This is a genomic window from Pseudomonas sp. D2002, from assembly GCF_013385735.1.
In the GTDB taxonomy this organism is placed as follows: domain Bacteria; phylum Pseudomonadota; class Gammaproteobacteria; order Pseudomonadales; family Pseudomonadaceae; genus Aquipseudomonas.
In genome coordinates this window covers 19,415-37,757 of record NZ_JACAPL010000001.1, presented here as the reverse complement: position 1 = coordinate 37,757, position 18,343 = coordinate 19,415, and the positions used below count along the sequence as shown (strand labels likewise).

Genomic DNA, 18,343 nt, shown 5'->3' with positions numbered 1-18,343 from the left:
GAAATGCCTTCTCTCAACGCCTTGTCCGGAGCTGTTCCATGAAACCCTTTACCCAACGCTTACTGGGCGCCTGCGCCCTCGCCTTGTGCCTGCAACCGCTGGCCCACGCTGCCGAAGCCGACCCCGCGCAAGTCAATCTGGATTACGCCTACTACTCTCCGGTCAGCCTGGTGCTCAAGCATTTCGGCTGGCTGGAACAAGCGCTGCCGCAGACCAAAGTCGGCTGGGTACTCAGCCAGGGCAGCAACCGCTCGCTGGAATACCTCAACAGCGGCGGCGTGGATTTCGCCTCCTCCGCCAGCCTCTCGGCCGTATTGAGTCGCGCCAATGGCAGCCCGATCAAATCGGTGTACGTCTACAGCCGCGCCGAGTGGACCGCATTGGTGGTGCGCAAAGACTCACCGTTCAAGAACGTGACGGACCTGAAAGGCAAGAAAATCGCCGCCACCAAAGGCACCGACCCGTACCTGTTCACCCTGCGCAGCCTGCAACACGCCGGGCTGAAAAAAGACGATGTTGAACTGGTGCACCTGCAACACCCGGACGGCCGCGTCGCTCTGGAGAAAGGTGACGTGGACGCGTGGGCCGGCCTCGACCCGCACATGGCCGCCAGTGAAATCCAGGCCGGTTCGCGCCTGCTGTACCGCAATAAAGACTTCAACAGCTATGGCGTGGTCAGCGTCACCGAGAAGTACGCCGAGGAGCATCCGCAGACCATCACCAAGGTGCTCGGTGCCTATGAAAAAGCCCGCGACTGGGCGGTAAAGCACCCGGATGAATTCGCCAAACTGCTCGCCGACGAATCCGGCCTGCCGCTGGAAGTGGCCAAGCTGCAACTGTCGCGCACCGACCTCGGCAGCCCGTTGTTGACGGGTAAGGATGTGGTCTCGTCCAAGGCCGCTGCGCCGATTCTGGTGTCCGAAGAATTGGTCCGCCGTGGCGTGAATGTGGATCAGGTCATCGACCAACTGATCGACACCTCGTTCGGCCAGGCGCTGCCTAAGCAGTAAGGGGCGCGTGATGACCAGCAAAACCCAAGCAGTGCCGCGACCGGTGCCGGTGATTGCTCACCGCAGCGCCTGGCCGCGGCGGCTTAAAGGCCTGGTGTTGCCGGTGCTGATCCTGCTGGTGCTGGAGGGGGTGGTGCGTATCGGCTGGCTGCCGTCGTACCAGATGCCGGCGCCCAGCGAAATCGCCGTGACCCTCACCGACCTGGCTGAAGGCGCGTTGTGGAAACACATCAGCGCGAGCCTGTTGCGCGTGCTGGCCGGCTTCGCCATCGGCGCCAGCCTGGCCTTGGTGTTTGCCGCCTGGGTGGGGCTCAGCCGCGAAGCCGAGGCTTATCTTGAACCGACGTTTGCCGGGCTGCGCTCGATCCCGAGCCTGGCCTGGGTGCCGCTGTTGCTGCTGTGGCTGGGCATCGATGAAACCTCCAAGATCGTGCTGATTGCGATTGGCGCGTTCTTCCCGGTGTACCTCAATGGCGTCGCGGCGATTCGCGATATTGACCGCAAGCTGGTAGAGGTCGGGCAAATGTACGGTTTCAGTCGCCGTCGACTGGTACGACGCATCCTGTTGCCCGCCGCCCTGCCCGGCCTGTTTACCGGTTTGCGCAGTGGCCTGAGCCTGGCGTGGATGTTCCTGGTGGCGGCCGAGTTGATCGCGGCCACCAAGGGCTTGGGCTACTTGCTCAGCGACGGGCGCGAAACCTCGCGGCCAGACATCGTGTTGGCGGCCATTATCGTGTTGGCACTGCTTGGCAAAGTCACTGATGGCTTGCTTGCAGCCCTGGAAAAACGCTGCCTGGCCTGGCGCGACACGTTCAATGGCCAAGGGGCGGAGCAATGAGCATGCAGCCATTACTGGACATTCGCGTCGAGCGTAAAAACTTCGCCAGCACCACCGTGCTGAGCCATGTACACCTGGCCTTGCAGCCGCGCGAAGCGGTGAGCCTGCTGGGCCCCAGCGGCTGTGGCAAAAGCACCTTGCTGCGCATCGTCGCCGGCCTGGAAAAGGACTTTCAAGGCGAACTGCGCAGCCCCGAAGGTGAAGTGGCGTTTGTGTTCCAGGAGCCACGGCTGATGCCTTGGCTGACCGTGGAACAGAACATCGGCTTCACGGATGACGACCGCTATGACAAAGCCTGGGTCGCGCAATTGATCGAGGAAGTCGGCCTCAAGGGGTTCGCCCAGGCGCTGCCCAAGGCATTGTCCGGCGGCATGGCGCAACGGGTGGCAATCGCTCGAGGCCTGTATTCGCGCCCGCAGGTGTTGCTGCTCGACGAGCCGTTCAGTGCGGTGGATGCCTTCACCCGCATGAAACTGCAGGACTTGCTGCTGCAACTGGCTGAGCACCATGCCATTGCGTTATTGCTGGTGACCCACGATGTGGACGAGGCGCTGTACCTGAGTGATCGGGTGCTGGTGATGGACAACCGCCCGAGCAGCATCCGCCAGGAACTCGCGGTGGATTTGCCGCACCCACGGGACCGGCGCGACCCTTTGCTGGCGCGGCTCAAGGCGCTGGCGTTGACCGAGTTGCAGCGGGCGCATGTGATTTAGGATTTGGGCTGCAGGGCGGCGTTATTGTGGCGAGCCCGCTCGCCACAACAAGCCCCTCGCCACAGGTAGACCGCTGGCCACAACAAAATGGGTCAAGCCAACGTGCGGCTCAACGTCACCCAATACCGCGTCCGCGCCCGCACTTCAAACCCCAGGGTCTGGGATAGCAAGGCAAGGATGCGGTCAGTGTCATCCAGGCGAAAACTGCCGGTGACGCGCAGCGTTTCCAGGCTCGGGTCCCAGCGCAATACACCGGGGCGGTAACGCTCCAATTCACGCAGAAAATCCCCCAGCGCCTGGTTCTGTGCGGTCAATACGCCGTCACGCCAACCCAGCTGCAGCACATCGAACGGCACCCAGGCGCCGAGCCCTTGCGGCGTCAATGGCGCTTGCTGGCCGCTGCTCAAGGTCGCCCGTCGCCCGCTCACATCGCGTACCTGCACCGCGCCCTTGAGCACCGACACCCGGCAACCGGAAGCCAGTTGGCGCACACACACCTCGGCCTGGCTGACGAGTACCTCGCCATAGCGGGTATGCACGGTCAGCGGCGCCGAACCTGGAACAGTCAGCGCCAGCTCACCCTCCACCAGCGTGATGCGCCGTTGTGCAAGGTCGACATCCACCGCCGTGGCCGTGTTGAGTTGCAGGCTGCTGCCATCGGCCAACGGCAGGCGCCTGCGCTCTCCCGTGGCGGTGTGCACATCGGCCCGCCATGCTTCGATGGGCAACTGGCGGCTGATCAGCCAGGCGCTCGGCACCAGTGCCGCGACACCCAGGGCGCGCTTGAGAATTGCCCGCCGCGTCGCTTGCGGACGGTCGAGGCTGGCCATCGCCAAGGCTTGCGGCAAGTCACTGAAACGCTGGCGCAGGGATTGGGCTTTCTGCCAGGTCTGCTCGTGTTGGGGATGGCTGTCGCGCCACTGCTGCAAGGCCGCGTGATCGCGCTCGGTGGCGGCGCCGGACTCCAGCAACGCCAGCCACTGGGCGGCCGCCCGTGCGACATCGCGGCTCACAGGTCGACCAGCAAGCAGTGTTCGTAGGCGTGGGCCATGTAGCGCTTCACCGTGCGCTCGGACACCTCGAGCCGTCCGGCGATCTCGCGATACCCCAGGCCTTCCAGCTGGCTCCACAGAAACGCACGGCGCACCAGCACCGGCAAGCCGTCGAGCAATTCATCCAGCGCTTGCAGGGTTTCCAGCACCAGCCAGCGTTGCTCCGGCGACGGCACACAAGTTTCCGGCAGATTGGCCAGGGCACTCAGGTAAGCCTGCTCAAGGCTGCGCCGCTGATGAAAGTTGACCAGCAAGCGCTTGCCGACCGTTACCAGATATGCGCGAGGCTCCTGCAACTGCGCAATCGGCTGGGCGCTGGCCAGCACGCGCAGGAAGGTATCCTGGCTCAGGTCCGCAGCATCCCAGGCGTTGCCCAGGCGGCGGCGCAGCCAGTTTTCCAGCCAACTGCGGTGGTCGCGGTACAAACTCGACAGCGTGTGGTCGGCGGCGTGGGTCGGGACAACGGCATCATTCATGGCAAGCGACCTGCGCGGCGCGAGTGAGTCTCAAATGAGATTCATTCTATTTAATAACGTGCCGACACACCATGGTCTTTTCAACATTGCGTTTATGCAGACGCCTCTGCGTCGAATACCTGCCCTCGCCCGACAACACTCGCAGCTGCCAACAAGGCACCCGGCGCCAACACCGCATTCGCGCCGACACGGCATTGATCACCCAGCAAGGCGCCAAACTTGTCGCAACCGGTACGCTGCAACTGCCCCTCGATGCGCACTAATACTTCCTTGTCCGCCCGTTCATTGCGGTAGTTGGCGACGATGCTGCCGGCTTCCAGGTTGACCCCATGGCCGAGCACCGAATCGCCGACAAAATTGAAGTGCGCCAGCTTGCTGCCGCTGAACACGAACGAGGTCTTCAGCTCGGCGCCGGGGCCGATGATGCACCCTGCGTCCAACCAGCAGCCACCGCGCAGCAGCGAGCCGCTGGCGATAAAACACTCGGCACCGATGATCAGCGGCCCCTTGAGCAAGGCGCCGGGTTCGACAATGGCCGTACGGTGCACGGCGACGTCGCCGTGAATGGTGTAATCGTCAGCCGGTAGTTCCGCCAGCAACGTGCGCACAATCACCGGCGCTTGTGTCACCAGCGCCCAGGGCGCCAGGTCAGCCCACGGCGCCAAAGGGCTTTGGGCAATGTCGGCGATGTAGTCAGTGAGTCGAATCAATGGCGAACCCTCGAGCGGTCAGAGAAGCTCGAAACGCTAGCATGTCCGCAAGCCCGAACGGAACTTTACTAATTATCTTGATATGGATATTTTATCCAGATAAAGCCTACGAGGTCTGTCCCATGCAATTGCCTAGCTACCAAGACGTCATCGCCGCCGCCCAACGCCTGGAAGGCGTCGCGCACACCACGCCGGTGCTCACGTCACGCACCCTCGACGCCGAAACCGGCGCCCAGGTGTTCATCAAGTGTGAAAACCTGCAACGCGCCGGCTCGTTCAAGTTTCGTGGCGCGTTCAATGCCCTGTCGCAGTTTGACGCGCAGCAGCGCAAGGCCGGCGTGGTGGCGTTTTCCTCCGGCAACCATGCCCAAGGTATTGCCCTGGCCGCGCGGTTGCTGGGCATGCCGGCAACCATAGTGATGCCCACCGATGCACCGGCGGCCAAAGTCGCCGCCACCCGTGACTATAGCGCCAGCGTGGTGCTTTACGACCGTTTCACTGAAGACCGCGAGCAAATCGGCCGCGCGCTCGCCAACGAGCAAGGCATGACGCTGATCCCGCCCTACGACCACCCGCACATCCTCGCCGGCCAAGGCACGGCCGCCAAGGAATTGCTGGAATTCACCGGCCCGCTGGACGCCTTGTTCGTCGGCCTCGGCGGCGGCGGCATGCTCTCGGGCACGGCGTTGTCGACCCGCGCGCTGGCGCCGGATTGCCAACTGTTCGGCGTCGAACCCGCAGCCGGCAATGACGGCCAGCGCTCGTTCCGCACCGGCAGCATCGTGCACATCGACACCCCGAAAACCATTGCCGATGGTGCGCAAACCCAGCATTTGGGCAGCTACACCTTCCCGATCATCCGCGATCAGGTGAACGACATTCTCACCGTCACCGATGCGCAATTGGTCGACAGCATGCGGTTCTTCATGCAGCGCATGAAGCTGGTCGTCGAGCCCACCGGCTGCCTGGGCCTGGCGGCCTTGCGCCAATTGGGCGAGCGCTTCAAGGGCCAACGCGTGGGTATTATCGTCACCGGCGGCAACGTCGATATCGAGCGCTACGCCGCCCTGCTCAGCGAGGCGCCATAAACCTCATCCACACCCCGGATGGCGCGTTACTTGGCGTAGGTGTAGACCGCCGCGCGCGACACCCCCAGGTGCGAGGCGACGGTTTCCATGGCGCGGCGAATGTCCATGCAGCCTGAGTCCTTCAGCTCTTGCATCAGCGCGCGCCGATCCGCCGTCTTGAGTGCGCGCGGAGTGGTCGCCAGGCGCGCGGCGAATTGGTCGATACGCGCGCGAATCACATCGGCGCCGGACGGGTCCAGGGACTCGTGGGGCTTGTCGCCACTGACCGAACCGAACTGCTCCAGCATGCCCTGCAAGCCACGGAACAACGACAAATCGACGTTCATGCACAACGCCGCGACGTACTTGCCGCGGGTGTCCTTGATGCCGATGGACGTGCTTTTGACTTGGCGGCCATCGGCGAACTGGTTCTGGTAGTTGGCAATGACCTGCGGGTAGTCCGGGTCGGCAATCCGCGCCAGCCCCAACTCGGTAGCGGGGTCGCCGGCTTGGCGCCCGGAAAGGTTGTTATGGATCGCCAGGATCGCGTGCTGCGGGTCGCGCAAATCGTGCAGCACCACTTCGCAGAACGGGCTGAAGGTTTTGCTCAAGCCTTCGGCAATCTGCTCGAGTTGGCTGATCAGGGTGGTTTCTTCGGGAGAGGTCTTTTTCATGCAAGACAACATATCCAATACTGGACATTACATCAATTGCCTGCATTCCCACACAGAGGCAATGGCGCTTGTGTGATTGATCGTTCCCACGCTCCGCGTGGGCACGCATCCTGTGACGCTCCGCGTCACGACATCAAGAGCAGGACGCAGAGCGTCCGGGGCAGCATTCCCACGCAGAGCGTGGGAACGATCAAACGGAGCGGCCAGTCAGGCATCCTGCAAAATCAGATCCGCGCCCTTCTCCGCCACCATCAACACCGCCGCATGGGTATTACCCGACGTCACATTCGGGAAAATCGACGCATCGACGATGCGCAGCCCGTCCAGCCCGTGCACTTTCAGGCGCTTGTCCACCACCGACACCTGCGGGTCCGAGCCCATGGCGCATGAGCCGCACAAGTGGTAGATCGAGCCGCTGTTTTCGCGGAAATATTGCAGCATCTGCTCATCGGTTTGCACCGCCGCACCGGGCAGTACTTCGGCCACGGTGATGCCTTTGAGCGCCGGGGCCTGCATGATCTTGCGCATCAACCGGCTGCCCTGGATCACCTCGTCGATATCCTTTTCGGTGCTCAGGTAGTTGGGGTCGATCAGCGCCGCGTCCCGTGGGTTCTTCGAGGCAATACGGATGGTGCCGCGACTGGTGGGACGACACGGGTTGAAGCACAGCAAAAAGCCGGAATACGGTTCGGGCTTGAGGCTGGCCTTGTTGTTTTTCGGGATCTGATACGACAGCGGGTTGAAATACAGCTGCAGGTTCGGATCCTTCTGTTGATCGTTGCCGCGAAAGAAGCCACCGGCCTGGTTGACGCTCATGGCCAGCGCGCCCTTGCGGGTCAGCAGGTACTTAAGGCCAAGTTTGAGTTGGCCGAACAGCGAGCTGAGTTCGTCATTCAAGGTCGGGATATTGGCCTTGTAGTAGTAGCTGGCGCACAGGTGGTCCTGCAGGTTTTCGCCCACGGCCGGCAGGTGCTTGACCAGCGGGATAGCGTGTTCGGCAAGCAATTGCTGGTCGGCCACACCGGATAATTGCAGGATCTTCGGCGTGTCCACCGCACCGGCGCAGAGGATCACTTCCTTACGCGCGGTGAAGGTTCGCGCCACACCGTGCTGGGTGACGGCGATGCCGGTGGCGCGCTGCTGGTCGTCAAACAGCACGCGGTCGACCAGCGCATGCAGTTCCACGGTGAGGTTCGGACGGCCGAGCGCCGGGTGCAAATGCGCAAAACTGCTGGAGCAGCGTTCGCCATTACGCGTGTTGACGTCATACAGCCCAGCGCCTTCAAAGTGCGGGCCGTTGAAGTCATCACTGTGCGCGTAGCCCAGCTGTTCGCAGCCCTTGAGGAAAACGTCGCAGATCGGGTGGGTCTGGCCCTTCATTGGCGTAATGCTGATGGGGCCGCTGGCGCCGTGGTACTCGGTATCGCCCAAGGGATGGTTTTCCAGCTTGCGAAAGTACGGCAGCACGTCCGCAAAGCTCCAGCCGTCGTTGCCGTTGGCGGCCCAGTCATTGAAGTCATGGGCCTGGCCACGCACGTAGATCATCGCGTTGATCGAGCCCGAACCGCCCTGCACTTTGCCGCGCGGCGCGTAGATTTCACGGCCGGCCAGTTGTTGTTGCGGCTGGCTGTAATACATCCAGTTGAAGGTCGGGTTGTAATACATCTTGGCGAAACCGACGGGGATCTTGAACCACCAGGAACTGTCCTTGCCACCGGCTTCCAGCAGCAATACCGAATATTGCCCGGACGCGGACAGCCTGTTGGCGAGGATGCAACCCGCCGCGCCTGCGCCAGCGATGATGTAGTCGTATGTCATTCACGGTTACCGCGTAAGTCGTTTTTTTTAGCCCTTGGCGGGCGAAGTGTCTTTGACGTCAGCCGGTGTGGCAGCCATTTGCAGGTGCAGGCGCTCGCCGGTATACGGCGTGTGTCTGCGTACCACGTCCATGTTCAGCTCCACGCCCAGCCCCGGCTCGGTGGATGGGATGATGTAGCCGTCCTCCCATTGCAGCGGCTTGGTCAGGACTTCGGCATGGAAGCCGCCCCAGGTCATGATGCTTTCCTGGATCAGGAAGTTCGGCGTGCAGGTCGCCAGCTGGAAACTCGCCGCCGCGCCAATCGGCCCGTTGTACAAGTGCGGCGCGATCTGCGCGTAGTAGGCTTCGGCCATGCTCGCGATTTTCTTCGCCTCCAGCAGCCCGCCGCAGCGCGCCACGTTCATCTGCAAGATCGACGCGCCACCGGCTTGCAGCAGCTTGAAGAATTCGTACTTGGTGGTCAGTCGTTCGCCGGTGGCAATCGGGATGCTGGTCTTGGCGGCAACCTGGGCCATTGCTTCTTCCTGGCCCGGCGGTACCGGTTCTTCGAACCACAGCGGGTCATATTTCTCCAGGCGCTTGGCCAGGCGAATCGCCGACGATGGCACCATTTGCCCGTGGGTGCCGAACAGCAGGTCGCACTTGTCGCCCACCGCCTCGCGGATCTTGCGGCAGAAGGTCTCGCAGCGTTCCAGCACTTGCAGCGAAATCTGGTGGCCGGAGTACGCCGTGTAGGGGCCGGCCGGGTCGAACTTCACCGCGGTGAAGCCTTTGTTCATGTTCTCGCTGGCGCACTCGGCGGCCAGGTCCGGGTCGTCGTAGTCGTACTCGCCCTTGCTGTTGACCGGGTACAGGTAGGTGTAGGAGCGCAGGCGTTCGTTGACCTTGCCACCGAGCAATTCGTAGACCGGCTTGTTCGCGGCCTTGCCGATGATGTCCCAGCAGGCCATTTCCAGGCCGCTGACCACGCCCATCATGGTCAGGTCCGGGCGCTGGGTGAAACCGCTCGAATAAGCCTGGCGGAAGAAACGCTCGATATGGTGCGGGTCATGGTTGAGCAGGTAGCGCTCAAACACATCCTCGATAATCGGCAGCATGGCCTTGGGGCCGAAGGTGGCGGCGTAGATCTCGCCGACGCCTTCGAAGCCGCAGTCGGTCTTGAGTTTGACGAACAGCCAGTACATGCCACCGATATGCGGCGGTGGAACGGCAACGATATGGGTTTCAAGGGCGACGATTTTCATCTCAGGCACCTGTCTGGTTGATTTTTTTTCGGTTGATTCGGGCGCGCAACGTCAGGGCCGCTAGGGTCCCGAGCACGCCGACAAAGGCGATGTAGCCGAAATACAGGTTGTAGCCGGGCTTGCCTGGGTAGGTATCGGTCAGGTAGCCATTGATCAGCGGGATAAACGTGTCGGGCAAGTAACCCACCACCGAGACAATGCCAATGGCCAAGCCGGTGATGCGCAGCGGAATGTCGCAGCTGTCGAGGATCGCCCAGTACAGGCCGCGAATCGCATAGGTCATCAGGCCAATAAAAATCACCGTGCCGATCAGCAGGCCCAGGCTGTTAAAGCCGGGGAACACAATCAACCCGAGCATGCCCAGGGTCACCAGCACCAGCGCGACAATCAGCACCGAGATGTTCGAGAACTTGTCGCCCAGCCAGCCGCCACCGATGCCGCCGATGGGGCGCATCCACAGCTTGATGGTGGTGATGGTGCCCGCCATCACGGCGGTCATGCCGCTGCCTTGCAGGTAGTCGGAGAAGCTGTAAGTAGCCCAGAACATGTGATAACCACAGAACACAATGGCAGTCACCAGCCACAGCTCGGGGATTTTCACCAGGGTGGTCAGGTCGGCGATCAGGTTGAACTTGCCCTTCTCCACCGGCGACGTCTCGGCCATGGACTTGGGGTCCTTGAGCAGTACCAGCCCGCAGCCGATGGCGATACAGATAAACGAGTACAGGTAGACCACGTGTTTGAAACCTTCGGCGGCCGACTGGCTGCGGGTTTCGGTGGCATAGGCGAACAGCCCCAGGGCCACGGTCGCCAGCAAGGCTTCCACCAGCCCGCGCCCGCCATCCAGGATGCCGAAGAAACGCCCCTGCTCGCTGTGATGGGCGATCATCTTCACGCGCTTGAGCACCGAGGCCCAGAACGTCAGGCCGGTGGTCAGGCCCCAGCAGCCGAAGATGATCATCAGGCCGGTCATCGACGGCACGGTCGAATACCACAGGCCCAACGCGCCAGTGGCGACCAGCGAGAAGAAAATCAGGAAGCGCGGCGGCAGGCGATCCGCCAACCAACCACTGGGTAAGTAACTGAGCAAAAAGATCGTGCCGAGCATCGAGTACAAATAACCCAGCTGGCTGTGGTTGATCTGGAACACTTCAAGCATGGTGGTCTGGTAGACCTGGCGCAGGTAGAGGATCGGGTAGATCGCCCCGGCGGCCAACACCAGCAACAGCAATTGGAAATAGCGACTGGCAGTGTCGCTTTTTACCGCGGACACGGCATCGAAACCCTGGGCAACGGGTGCAGGCTTGGACATCTTGATGACCTCGGGCACCCACTGTGCAGGTGCCCTGATAATTGTTTTTATTGAAGGTACAACCGGTATTCGTGGATCAGTACTTCATCACCACCAGGCGAGTCTGGGTGAACTCAAGCATCCCGTGCTTACCGTCATCGCCGCCCAGCCCTGAGCGTTTCCAGCCGGCGTGGAAACCCTGATACGGGTCTGCCGGGGTGCGATTGACGTACAGCTCACCGGCTTCGATGGCGTTTGCCACTTTCATCGCCGTGCGGTAGTTCTCGGTGTAGAGCACCGACGACAGGCCGAACTGATGGTCGTTGGCCATCGCCAGTGCTTCGTCGATGTCGCGGTATTTGAGTACCGGCAGCACCGGGCCGAAGATTTCTTCCTGGATGATTTCCATGTCCTGGCGGCAGCCGCTGAGCAAGGTCGGCGGGTAGAAATGGCCCGGGCCGACCGGCAGCACACCGCCTGTTTCCAGTACAGCACCGGCAGCGACGGCGCGCTCGACCATGGCGTGGATATTCTTCTGGGAACTGGCGTTGACCAGCGGGCCCATCAGGCTTTCGTCGACGGCGCGGTCACCGTATTTCACGGCGCTGATTTTGCTTTTGAGCAACGCGAGGAACGGCTCGTACACGCTCTCGTGCACGTACACCCGCTCAACCGCCGTGCATAACTGGCCGCAGTGGGTGGTCTTGGAGGCAACAATCGCGCTGGCAGCTTTTTCCAGGTCGGCATCGGCCTCGATGATCGCCGGGGTCTTGCCGCCCAACTCCAGGGACGGCTTGGCGATATTGGCCTTGCAGTAATCGAGCACGATACGACCGGCGTTGACGCTGCCGGTGAGGGTGATCAGGCCAACGGCTTTATGGGTGCAGACGGCGGCGGCGGTGGCGTGGTCCATGGTCAGGATATTGATCACACCGGCCGGCAGCCCTGCCGTGACCACGGCCTTGGCAATTTCAAATGCCGACAGCGGCGTGTTGTTGCTCGGGCGTACCACCACGGTGTTGCCGGCAATCAACGCCGGGGCGATTTTGCGCAACAGGGTATAGACCGGGTAGTTGAACGGGATCAGGCAGGCGACCACGCCAATCGGTTCGCGTTGCAGGAACAGGTTTTCATCCGGCGTGTCGCTGGGGATGATTTCGCCTTCGATACGGCGTGCCCATTCGGCGTGGTAGCGGGTGATTTGTGCGGCGTAGCGGGCTTCGTTGCTGGCGTCACTGACACTTTTGCCGGATTCGCGGGCCAAGGCCGCGCCGATCGCTTCGGCGTGGGTGTCGAGGGCGTCGGCCAAGGCGCGAAGGTAGTCGGCGCGCTGAATACTGGTGAGCTTGCCCCAGGTTTTCTGGGCAGTGGCGGCGGCGTCGACGGCAGCGGTGGCCTCATCGGCCGTCGCGGCGCTGACATGGCCGACCAGGGTTTCATTGGCAGGGTTGTAGACGGCGATCAGGGCGTCGCTGGCGGGTTCGACGAACTGCCCATTATAGAAATTGCGCTCGAATTGCATGTGGTTTGCCCAACGTTGTTGTTTTGCGAGTGACATGCAGTTTTGTATTTGCTTGGGGGGTGTGCAAACGACTTATTGGGTGGGGTAACGTGCGAAAAATGCAGGTTACTGGGGCTCGGCGTGCCCAAACGCAGGCAAATGTGGGAGCTGGCTTGCCTGCGATAGCATCGACTGTGTGTCACTGATGCACCGAGGTGCCTGCATCGCAGGCAAGCCAGCTCCCACATTTGGATCTCACGCCCTCAAATTAACCGATATGCACGCAATCAAACCGCCGCCGTAGAAGGCTCAAGCTGGCGCTGAGCCAACCAGATCTCCTCCTGCAACCACCGCCCAAACACCTGCAACTGCGGCATATCCGTCTGCTCAGGCCGAGTCACCAGCCAATACGACTGATGCCCCTCCACGTGCACATTCAATACCTGCGTCAACTGCCCCGAGGCTAACTCGGCAGCCACCATGTGCCAGTCCGCAATGCTAATCCCCAACCCATCCGTCGCCGCCCGGATTGCCAGGTCCAGCAGGTCAAACTCATACCCGCCCTGGGTATCCACCCCATGAATCCGCGCCGCGTCCAGCCAGTGCTTCCACGTCAGGTAACGCTGATCCTCACTGGCCAACACATGCAGCAACGTCATGCGATTCAAATCCACTCCATCACTGCACTCGCGGGCATACAGCGACGGCGCGCACACCGCAATGTGCCGCTCCTGGATCAGCAACGAACTGTCCAGCCCATCCCACTCACCATTACCAAACCGAATGGCGCAATCGAGGGTGCTGGTCTGCGCCAGGCTGTCCTGCAAACACGTGGTAATGCTCAACTCCAACTCAGGATGCGCCTCACGCAAACGCCCAAGACGTGGCATCAACCAACGGCTGGTGAACGTTGGCGGCGCGTTGATGTGCAGTCGGTTGGAGTGGGTTTTCTGCTGGATGCTGCGCACCGTCAGCTCGATCTTGTCGAACGACTGGTGCAACGCCCGCAACAACACGCGCCCGGCGCTGGTGAGTTCAAGGTGGTGATGGCGCCGCTCCAGCAGGTTCTCACCCAATTGTTCTTCAAGCTGGCGCACTTGGCGACTGACCGCACTTTGGGTCACGTTCAACAGCTCCGCCGCCCGGGTAAAGCTGCCAGTGCTGCCGGCCACTTCGAAGGCTTTAAGGGCGTTGAGACCAGGCATTTTGCGTTTCATGGAGGGCACTCGACAGCAGCATTCAAGGAAGATCAAGCAAAGAAACTCTGCACACAACATACCTTTTTGTATTGGGCCAGGGGTAGCACCCTGTGCAGCGGAAAAATACGCGGATTAAAACAACGCTGTCGTTTTTCGATCAATGACGTCGTGGATGAACACAGAGCACGCGTATAACGCATGCACACTAAGACAATTAAGCATTGGTCGCGAAGTCGCGACAAAAGTTAGTCTGCCGAACAACTAACGCTTCCCACTTTGCGATCATTTAAACCGGGGCCTCGCCATGTCCGACCTACCTGTTTCATCGCGGCGAAGTATCGGGCTGCTGGCATTCGTCTTTACTGCGTGCAACGCCACGACCCATGGTTTCAGTGTGTTTCTGTATTCCGCTTTATTACCGCAGATTCGTCAGGCATTTGAACTGAGCTACAGCCAGGCCGCCCTGATTGCCGCGTTGTTGCAACTGTTCTACATGGGCGCTTCGATTGCCAGCGGCATCGCCGCCGCGTGGGTGAGCCCGCGCACGATGGTGCGCCTGACCATCGTGCTGAGCCCCGCGCTGCTGGCACTGGCCGTCGCCACCCCGTGGGTGCTGCCGTTTGCCCTGTGCCTGGCGCTGGTGTCGGCGTGTGCGGTGTCGAACTGGAATGCCATTGCAGCCCTGGCGCGCGAAGTCATCCCGGCCAGCCACCGCAGTCGCGTGCTGGGGCTGGCCTCGTCGGGCGCAGCGTTTGCGATCTGCTTGAACGGCGTGTTGATCGCGCTGTTGCAGGGGCTGACGTTGCGGCAGTTCTGGTTGATCTGTGCCGGATTAACGCTGTTGGTCACGCTGCTGACCCTCTGGGCCTTGAGCCCGCACGCCGAGCAGGCGCCCCGCGCCGCCCAGCCACCCGCCTTCACTCACGTACTGAGGCAGTGGTTGCGTGTGTGTCTGGAACAGCCCGTGGCGTTGCAGATTGTGTTGCTCAGCGGGTTTATCGGCGCGATCAGTGGGCCGTTTCTGAATTTCCTGTCGGTGTTTGTCAGCGATCGCCTGCACGCCAGCCCGGCAATCACCGGTTCGATGTGGACGTTGATCGGCATCGGCGGTGCCCTCGGCGGGCTGCTGCTGGGTGCGCTGGCGGATCGTTGGGGCGCGTTGCGGGTGCTGGCGCTGAGCATCGGTGCGTTTGGCCTGGCCATGCTGGGCCTGCTGGCGCACCCCAGCCTGCTCGTGAGCTGGTGGGCCGCCGGGTTATTTGCGCTGTTCTATTTCCCCTCATGGGGGTTGATGGCGGCCTACCTAAGCGCGCGTCTCAACCCGGTGCACAGCCTGCAAGTGGTGAGCCTGAGCATGGTCAGCTATGGCCTGGCCAGTGCCACCGCCAACGGGCTCTGTGGCTGGCTGTTGCAAGTCAGTGGTGAGTTTGCCGTGGTGCACGGCTGGATCGCCGGCTGGGTGATCGCCTGCCTGTTACTGCTCAAGCGCATGGCTCATCGACAAACCGCGCAGACGCTGCCTGTCCATGTGCCCTGAGCGCCCCAACTGGCGCTGCAGAATCTCCACCAATGCCTCCACCTCCGGCACCTGGCAGCCGCTTGAGCGCCAGAGCATCAGGCGGGCCGACGCAATCGGTGGAAAGCCTTGCTGCTCATCCAGAATCTGCCAGCCGGCCGGCACCAGGCGCCGCGCCATCACCCCGACCGACAAGCCCTGCTCAATCGCAATTGCGATCCCGCGCGGGCTCTGGCTGGTATACACCACCTGCCACGAGCGCCCGGCCTCGGCCAACGCCTGCACGGCATTGGCGCGGAAGGCGCAGCCCTCGGCGTAGACCGCAAGCGGCACCGATTGGCGCCCCACGCAACTCCAACTCGGCGCCGCCACCCACACCAACGGTTCGTCGCACAGGTATTCGCCGGGTTGCAGGCCGGCATGTTCAACGCCCAACACCAGGTCCAGCTCGCCACGATGCAAGCGGGCGACCAGCGCGGTCGACATCTCGCAACAGATGTCAGGGCGGACCTGGGCAAACTGGGCCTGGAAGTCCTTGAGCATCCCGCCCAGGCAATATTCGGCGTAATCCTCCGGCATGCCCAGGTGGATACACACCTGCTCATTGGGCAATTGTGCGGCGCTGACGGCCTCCAGGTGCAGCTTGAGGATTTGCCGCGCGTAGATCAGAAAGGTCTCGCCACTCGGGGTCAGGCCAATGGAGCGACTGGTGCGGCGTATCAGCGGCGTGCCGACAATCTCTTCGAGCCGCTGCAAACTCTGGCTGACGGTGGATTGGGTTTTATGCAGGCGCTCGGCGGCGGCCGAAAACCCCTGGCACTCAATAATTGCCACAAATACTTTAAGTAAACCGCCATCCAGTTCGCCTGACATGACTATCGCCCCTGCCGATGGATTCGATCACAACTTGTAATTTCCACTTCCAAACGCTTTACGCAACTATCGACTCAACACAACAACCGACGTCAGGAGCCGTGTATGAGTCTTAAACTTGCCGATGCCGAAACCGGCGATATCAGCGACATCATTAATACCGAGCTGTACCCCATACATGATTCGGGCCATGTTCAATTACAGGCCTTAATTGAACATGCGCGGGCCGAGTTGGCCGAAGACGGTTGCTGCCTGCTGAAAAACTTCCTGCGCCCTGAAGTGCTGGAGCAGGCGCGCCTGGAAGGTCAGGCACTCTCGGGCAAAACATTTTATTCGGTGCGCAAGGTCAACGCCTATTTCACCGAGGACGACGCCAGCCTGCCCCAGGATGATCCGCGCCGCACGTTCATGGAGCGCACCAGCGGCTTCGTGACCCGCGACATGATCGCCCCCGACGCGATCATCCATCGCCTGTACGTCTCACCGATGATGAAACGTTTTATCGGTGCCTGCCTCGACGAATCGGAGATTTTCGAATACGCCGACCCCTTCGCCGGGCTGGTGATCAACGTGATGCCCGAAGGCACCGAGCAGCCTTGGCACTTCGATACCAACGAATTCATCGTCAGCATGATGACCCAGAAACCCGAGGCCGGTGGCCTGTTCGAATACGCGCCGATGATCCGCTCGCGCAGCCAGGAAAACCTCGGCGCCGTCGGCAAAGTGGTGCGCGGCGAAGATCGCTCGCGGGTCCAGGAGCTGGCACTCAACCCGGGTGATCTGCAGATTTTCAAGGGCCGCTTCTCGGTGCACCGGGTCACCCGCGTAGAAGGTGCCACCGAACGCAACACAGCGATCTTCGCCTACTCGGAGAAGCCCGGAATCATCGGCCGCGCCCAGCGCACCAAACAGCTTTACGGACGCCTGTCCGAAGCCCATCTGCAAGCCGAACGCAACCTGGTGCGCAGCGACCAGTTGCTCGACTGATTCCCCCCTCAAAAAAAACCAAAACCGTATGTGCCCTGCGAGGAACACCCATGAGTCTGTCCGGCCCCAACCGCAACCCCGCTGACTGCGAACCCACCGAGGACGAGATCCAGCAAATCCAGCTGGACCGCCTGCAACGGGTGCGCAATGAACTGAAAAAACGTGACTACGCCGCCTGTGTGCTGTTCGACCCGACCCACATGCGCTACGCCACTGGCTCGCGCAACATGCAGGTGTACTCGGCGCGCAACCCGGCGCGCTATGCGTTTATCCCCGCCGAAGGCCCGGTGGTGATCTTCGAGTTCGGCGGCTGCCTGCACCTGGCTGAAAGCCTGAACACCGTGGACGAAGTGCGCCCGGCCAAAGCCATCTCCTACTACTTCTGTGAAAGCTTTCTGGGCAACGTCACCGCCGACTGGGCAGCCGAGATTGATGAGCTGGTGCGCCAGTGCGGTGGCGGCAAACGTATCGCCATCGAGAGCGCCACCTCGGCGGCGGCCTTCGAATTGCAAAAGCTCGGTTACCAGGTGTTTGACGCCCAGGAACCGCTGGAACGGGCGCGCTGCATCAAAGTGCCCAACGAGCTCAAGATGATCCGCGCCAGTCTGCGGGCCACCGAGGCCGGGGTGCGCTTGATGGAAAGCAAGCTGGTGCCGGGCATCACCGAGAACCAGCTGTGGTCGCACCTGCACCAGCATGTGATCGCCACCGATGGCGACTATGTTGAGACGCGCCTGCTGTCTTCCGGGCCGCGCACCAACCCGTGGTTTCAGGAGTGCAGCACGCGGCCGATCGAGGCCGGCGACCTGGTGGCACTGGACACCGACGTGGTCGGGCGTTTCGGCTATTACGCCGACTTCTCACGCACCTTTCTCTGTGGCGATCAGGCCGCCACCGCCAAGCAGCAAGAGTTGTACAAACTCGCCTACGAGCAAGTGCAAACCAACGTGGAAATGCTCAAGGCCGGGCGCAGCTTCAAGGAATACGCCGAGATGGCCTGGAAGATTCCCGAGCATTACAAAAACAACCGCTACTTCGCCCTGGTGCACGGGGTTGGCATGACCGGTGAATACCCTTACGTGGTGCACCGCGAAGACATCGACGCGCTGGGCTACGACGGTGTGTTCGAGGCCGGCATGACCATCTGCGTGGAAAGTTACATCGGCCACGACGACGGCGGCGAAGGCGTAAAGCTTGAAGAACAGATCTACATCCACGAACACGGCATCGAGTTGCTCTCCGACTACCCGTTCGACCCGCGCCTGCTGCGGTAATGATCGTTCCCACGCTCTGCGTGGGAACGTATCCCGTGACGCTCTGCGTCACCGTTGCGCAGAGGCGACGCAGAGCGTCTGGCCAGCATTCCCACGCAG

The 18,343-nt window shown here is 61.7% G+C and carries 17 protein-coding genes; 7 read left to right on the top strand and 10 right to left on the bottom strand.

The features are described from left to right. Positions 1-38: 38 nt before the first annotated feature. The 3 genes from HX783_RS00160 to HX783_RS00150 are packed head-to-tail and all read left to right on the top strand — an operon-like array spanning position 39 to position 2,561. Positions 39-1,010 carry an aliphatic sulfonate ABC transporter substrate-binding protein gene (locus tag HX783_RS00160; protein ID WP_177015485.1) on the top strand — a complete coding sequence of 324 codons (972 nt, stop codon included), beginning with the start codon at positions 39-41 and terminating at the stop codon, positions 1,008-1,010. A 10-nt stretch (positions 1,011-1,020) separates the two neighbouring features. Next, positions 1,021-1,848 carry an ABC transporter permease gene (locus HX783_RS00155; protein WP_177015484.1) on the top strand — a complete coding sequence of 276 codons (828 nt, stop codon included), beginning with the start codon at positions 1,021-1,023 and terminating at the stop codon, positions 1,846-1,848. Then, positions 1,845-2,561: an ABC transporter ATP-binding protein gene (locus HX783_RS00150; protein WP_159956933.1), complete on the top strand. Its 717-nt coding sequence runs from the start codon at positions 1,845-1,847 to the stop codon at positions 2,559-2,561. Before HX783_RS00155 ends, HX783_RS00150 begins: the two co-directional genes overlap by 4 nt. Before the next feature lie 92 nt (positions 2,562-2,653). Here the strand turns inward: HX783_RS00150 and HX783_RS00145 are convergent, their stop codons facing one another. The 3 genes from HX783_RS00145 to HX783_RS00135 all read right to left on the bottom strand — a co-directional run bounded on the left by HX783_RS00145 (position 2,654) and on the right by HX783_RS00135 (position 4,799). Beyond that, complete coding sequence (locus HX783_RS00145; protein ID WP_177015483.1) at positions 2,654-3,574, bottom strand: FecR domain-containing protein; 921 nt, start codon at positions 3,572-3,574, stop codon at positions 2,654-2,656. Then, the gene (locus HX783_RS00140) at positions 3,571-4,089 is read right to left on the bottom strand and encodes a sigma-70 family RNA polymerase sigma factor (RefSeq protein WP_177015482.1); all 519 of its coding nucleotides are present in this window, start codon (positions 4,087-4,089) and stop codon (positions 3,571-3,573) included. The genes HX783_RS00145 and HX783_RS00140 overlap by 4 nt, the downstream gene beginning before the upstream one ends. A 92-nt stretch (positions 4,090-4,181) precedes the next feature. Beyond that, complete coding sequence (locus tag HX783_RS00135) at positions 4,182-4,799, bottom strand: LpxA family transferase (protein ID WP_177015481.1); 618 nt, start codon at positions 4,797-4,799, stop codon at positions 4,182-4,184. Between the two features lie 122 nt (positions 4,800-4,921). On the opposite strand from HX783_RS00135, the gene HX783_RS00130 reads away from it, so the two are divergent. Further along, positions 4,922-5,887, top strand: a complete 966-nt coding sequence (locus tag HX783_RS00130) for a threo-3-hydroxy-L-aspartate ammonia-lyase (RefSeq protein ID WP_177015480.1) — start codon at positions 4,922-4,924, stop codon at positions 5,885-5,887. Between the two features lie 26 nt (positions 5,888-5,913). Here HX783_RS00130 and HX783_RS00125 read toward each other — a convergent pair whose 3' ends face one another. The 6 genes from HX783_RS00125 to HX783_RS00100 form a co-directional block, all read right to left on the bottom strand. Next, positions 5,914-6,540: a transcriptional regulator gene (locus tag HX783_RS00125; protein ID WP_177015479.1), complete on the bottom strand. Its 627-nt coding sequence runs from the start codon at positions 6,538-6,540 to the stop codon at positions 5,914-5,916. A gap of 207 nt (positions 6,541-6,747) precedes the next feature. Next, positions 6,748-8,358, bottom strand: a complete 1,611-nt coding sequence (locus tag HX783_RS00120; RefSeq protein WP_177015478.1) for a GMC family oxidoreductase — start codon at positions 8,356-8,358, stop codon at positions 6,748-6,750. 27 nt (positions 8,359-8,385) lie between these two features. Further along, positions 8,386-9,603, bottom strand: coding sequence for a mandelate racemase/muconate lactonizing enzyme family protein (locus tag HX783_RS00115; RefSeq protein WP_177015477.1), 1,218 nt, complete (start codon positions 9,601-9,603; stop codon positions 8,386-8,388). A gap of 1 nt (position 9,604) precedes the next feature. Beyond that, positions 9,605-10,915, bottom strand: coding sequence for a nitrate/nitrite transporter (locus HX783_RS00110; RefSeq protein WP_177015476.1), 1,311 nt, complete (start codon positions 10,913-10,915; stop codon positions 9,605-9,607). Between the two features lie 76 nt (positions 10,916-10,991). Then, on the bottom strand, positions 10,992-12,416 hold the full coding sequence (gene aldA / locus HX783_RS00105) for an aldehyde dehydrogenase (RefSeq protein WP_177015475.1): 1,425 nt from the start codon (positions 12,414-12,416) through the stop codon (positions 10,992-10,994). Positions 12,417-12,682: 266 nt separating this feature from the next. Further along, on the bottom strand, positions 12,683-13,612 hold the full coding sequence (locus HX783_RS00100) for a LysR substrate-binding domain-containing protein (RefSeq protein ID WP_159956971.1): 930 nt from the start codon (positions 13,610-13,612) through the stop codon (positions 12,683-12,685). 286 nt (positions 13,613-13,898) lie between these two features. On the opposite strand from HX783_RS00100, the gene HX783_RS00095 reads away from it, so the two are divergent. Next, entirely contained in the window at positions 13,899-15,131 is a 1,233-nt protein-coding gene (locus tag HX783_RS00095; RefSeq protein ID WP_177015474.1) for an MFS transporter, read from the top strand. Here HX783_RS00095 and HX783_RS00090 read toward each other — a convergent pair. Further along, on the bottom strand, positions 15,069-15,983 hold the full coding sequence (locus HX783_RS00090; protein ID WP_177015473.1) for a LysR family transcriptional regulator: 915 nt from the start codon (positions 15,981-15,983) through the stop codon (positions 15,069-15,071). The genes HX783_RS00095 and HX783_RS00090 overlap by 63 nt on opposite strands. 105 nt (positions 15,984-16,088) lie before the next feature. On the opposite strand from HX783_RS00090, the gene HX783_RS00085 reads away from it, so the two are divergent. Together HX783_RS00085 and HX783_RS00080 are read left to right on the top strand one after the other, a co-directional pair. Then, entirely contained in the window at positions 16,089-16,970 is an 882-nt protein-coding gene (locus HX783_RS00085; RefSeq protein WP_177015472.1) for a hypothetical protein, read from the top strand. A 50-nt stretch (positions 16,971-17,020) separates the two neighbouring features. Beyond that, positions 17,021-18,244 carry a Xaa-Pro peptidase family protein gene (locus tag HX783_RS00080; protein ID WP_177015471.1) on the top strand — a complete coding sequence of 408 codons (1,224 nt, stop codon included), beginning with the start codon at positions 17,021-17,023 and terminating at the stop codon, positions 18,242-18,244. Positions 18,245-18,343: the final 99 nt, after the last annotated feature.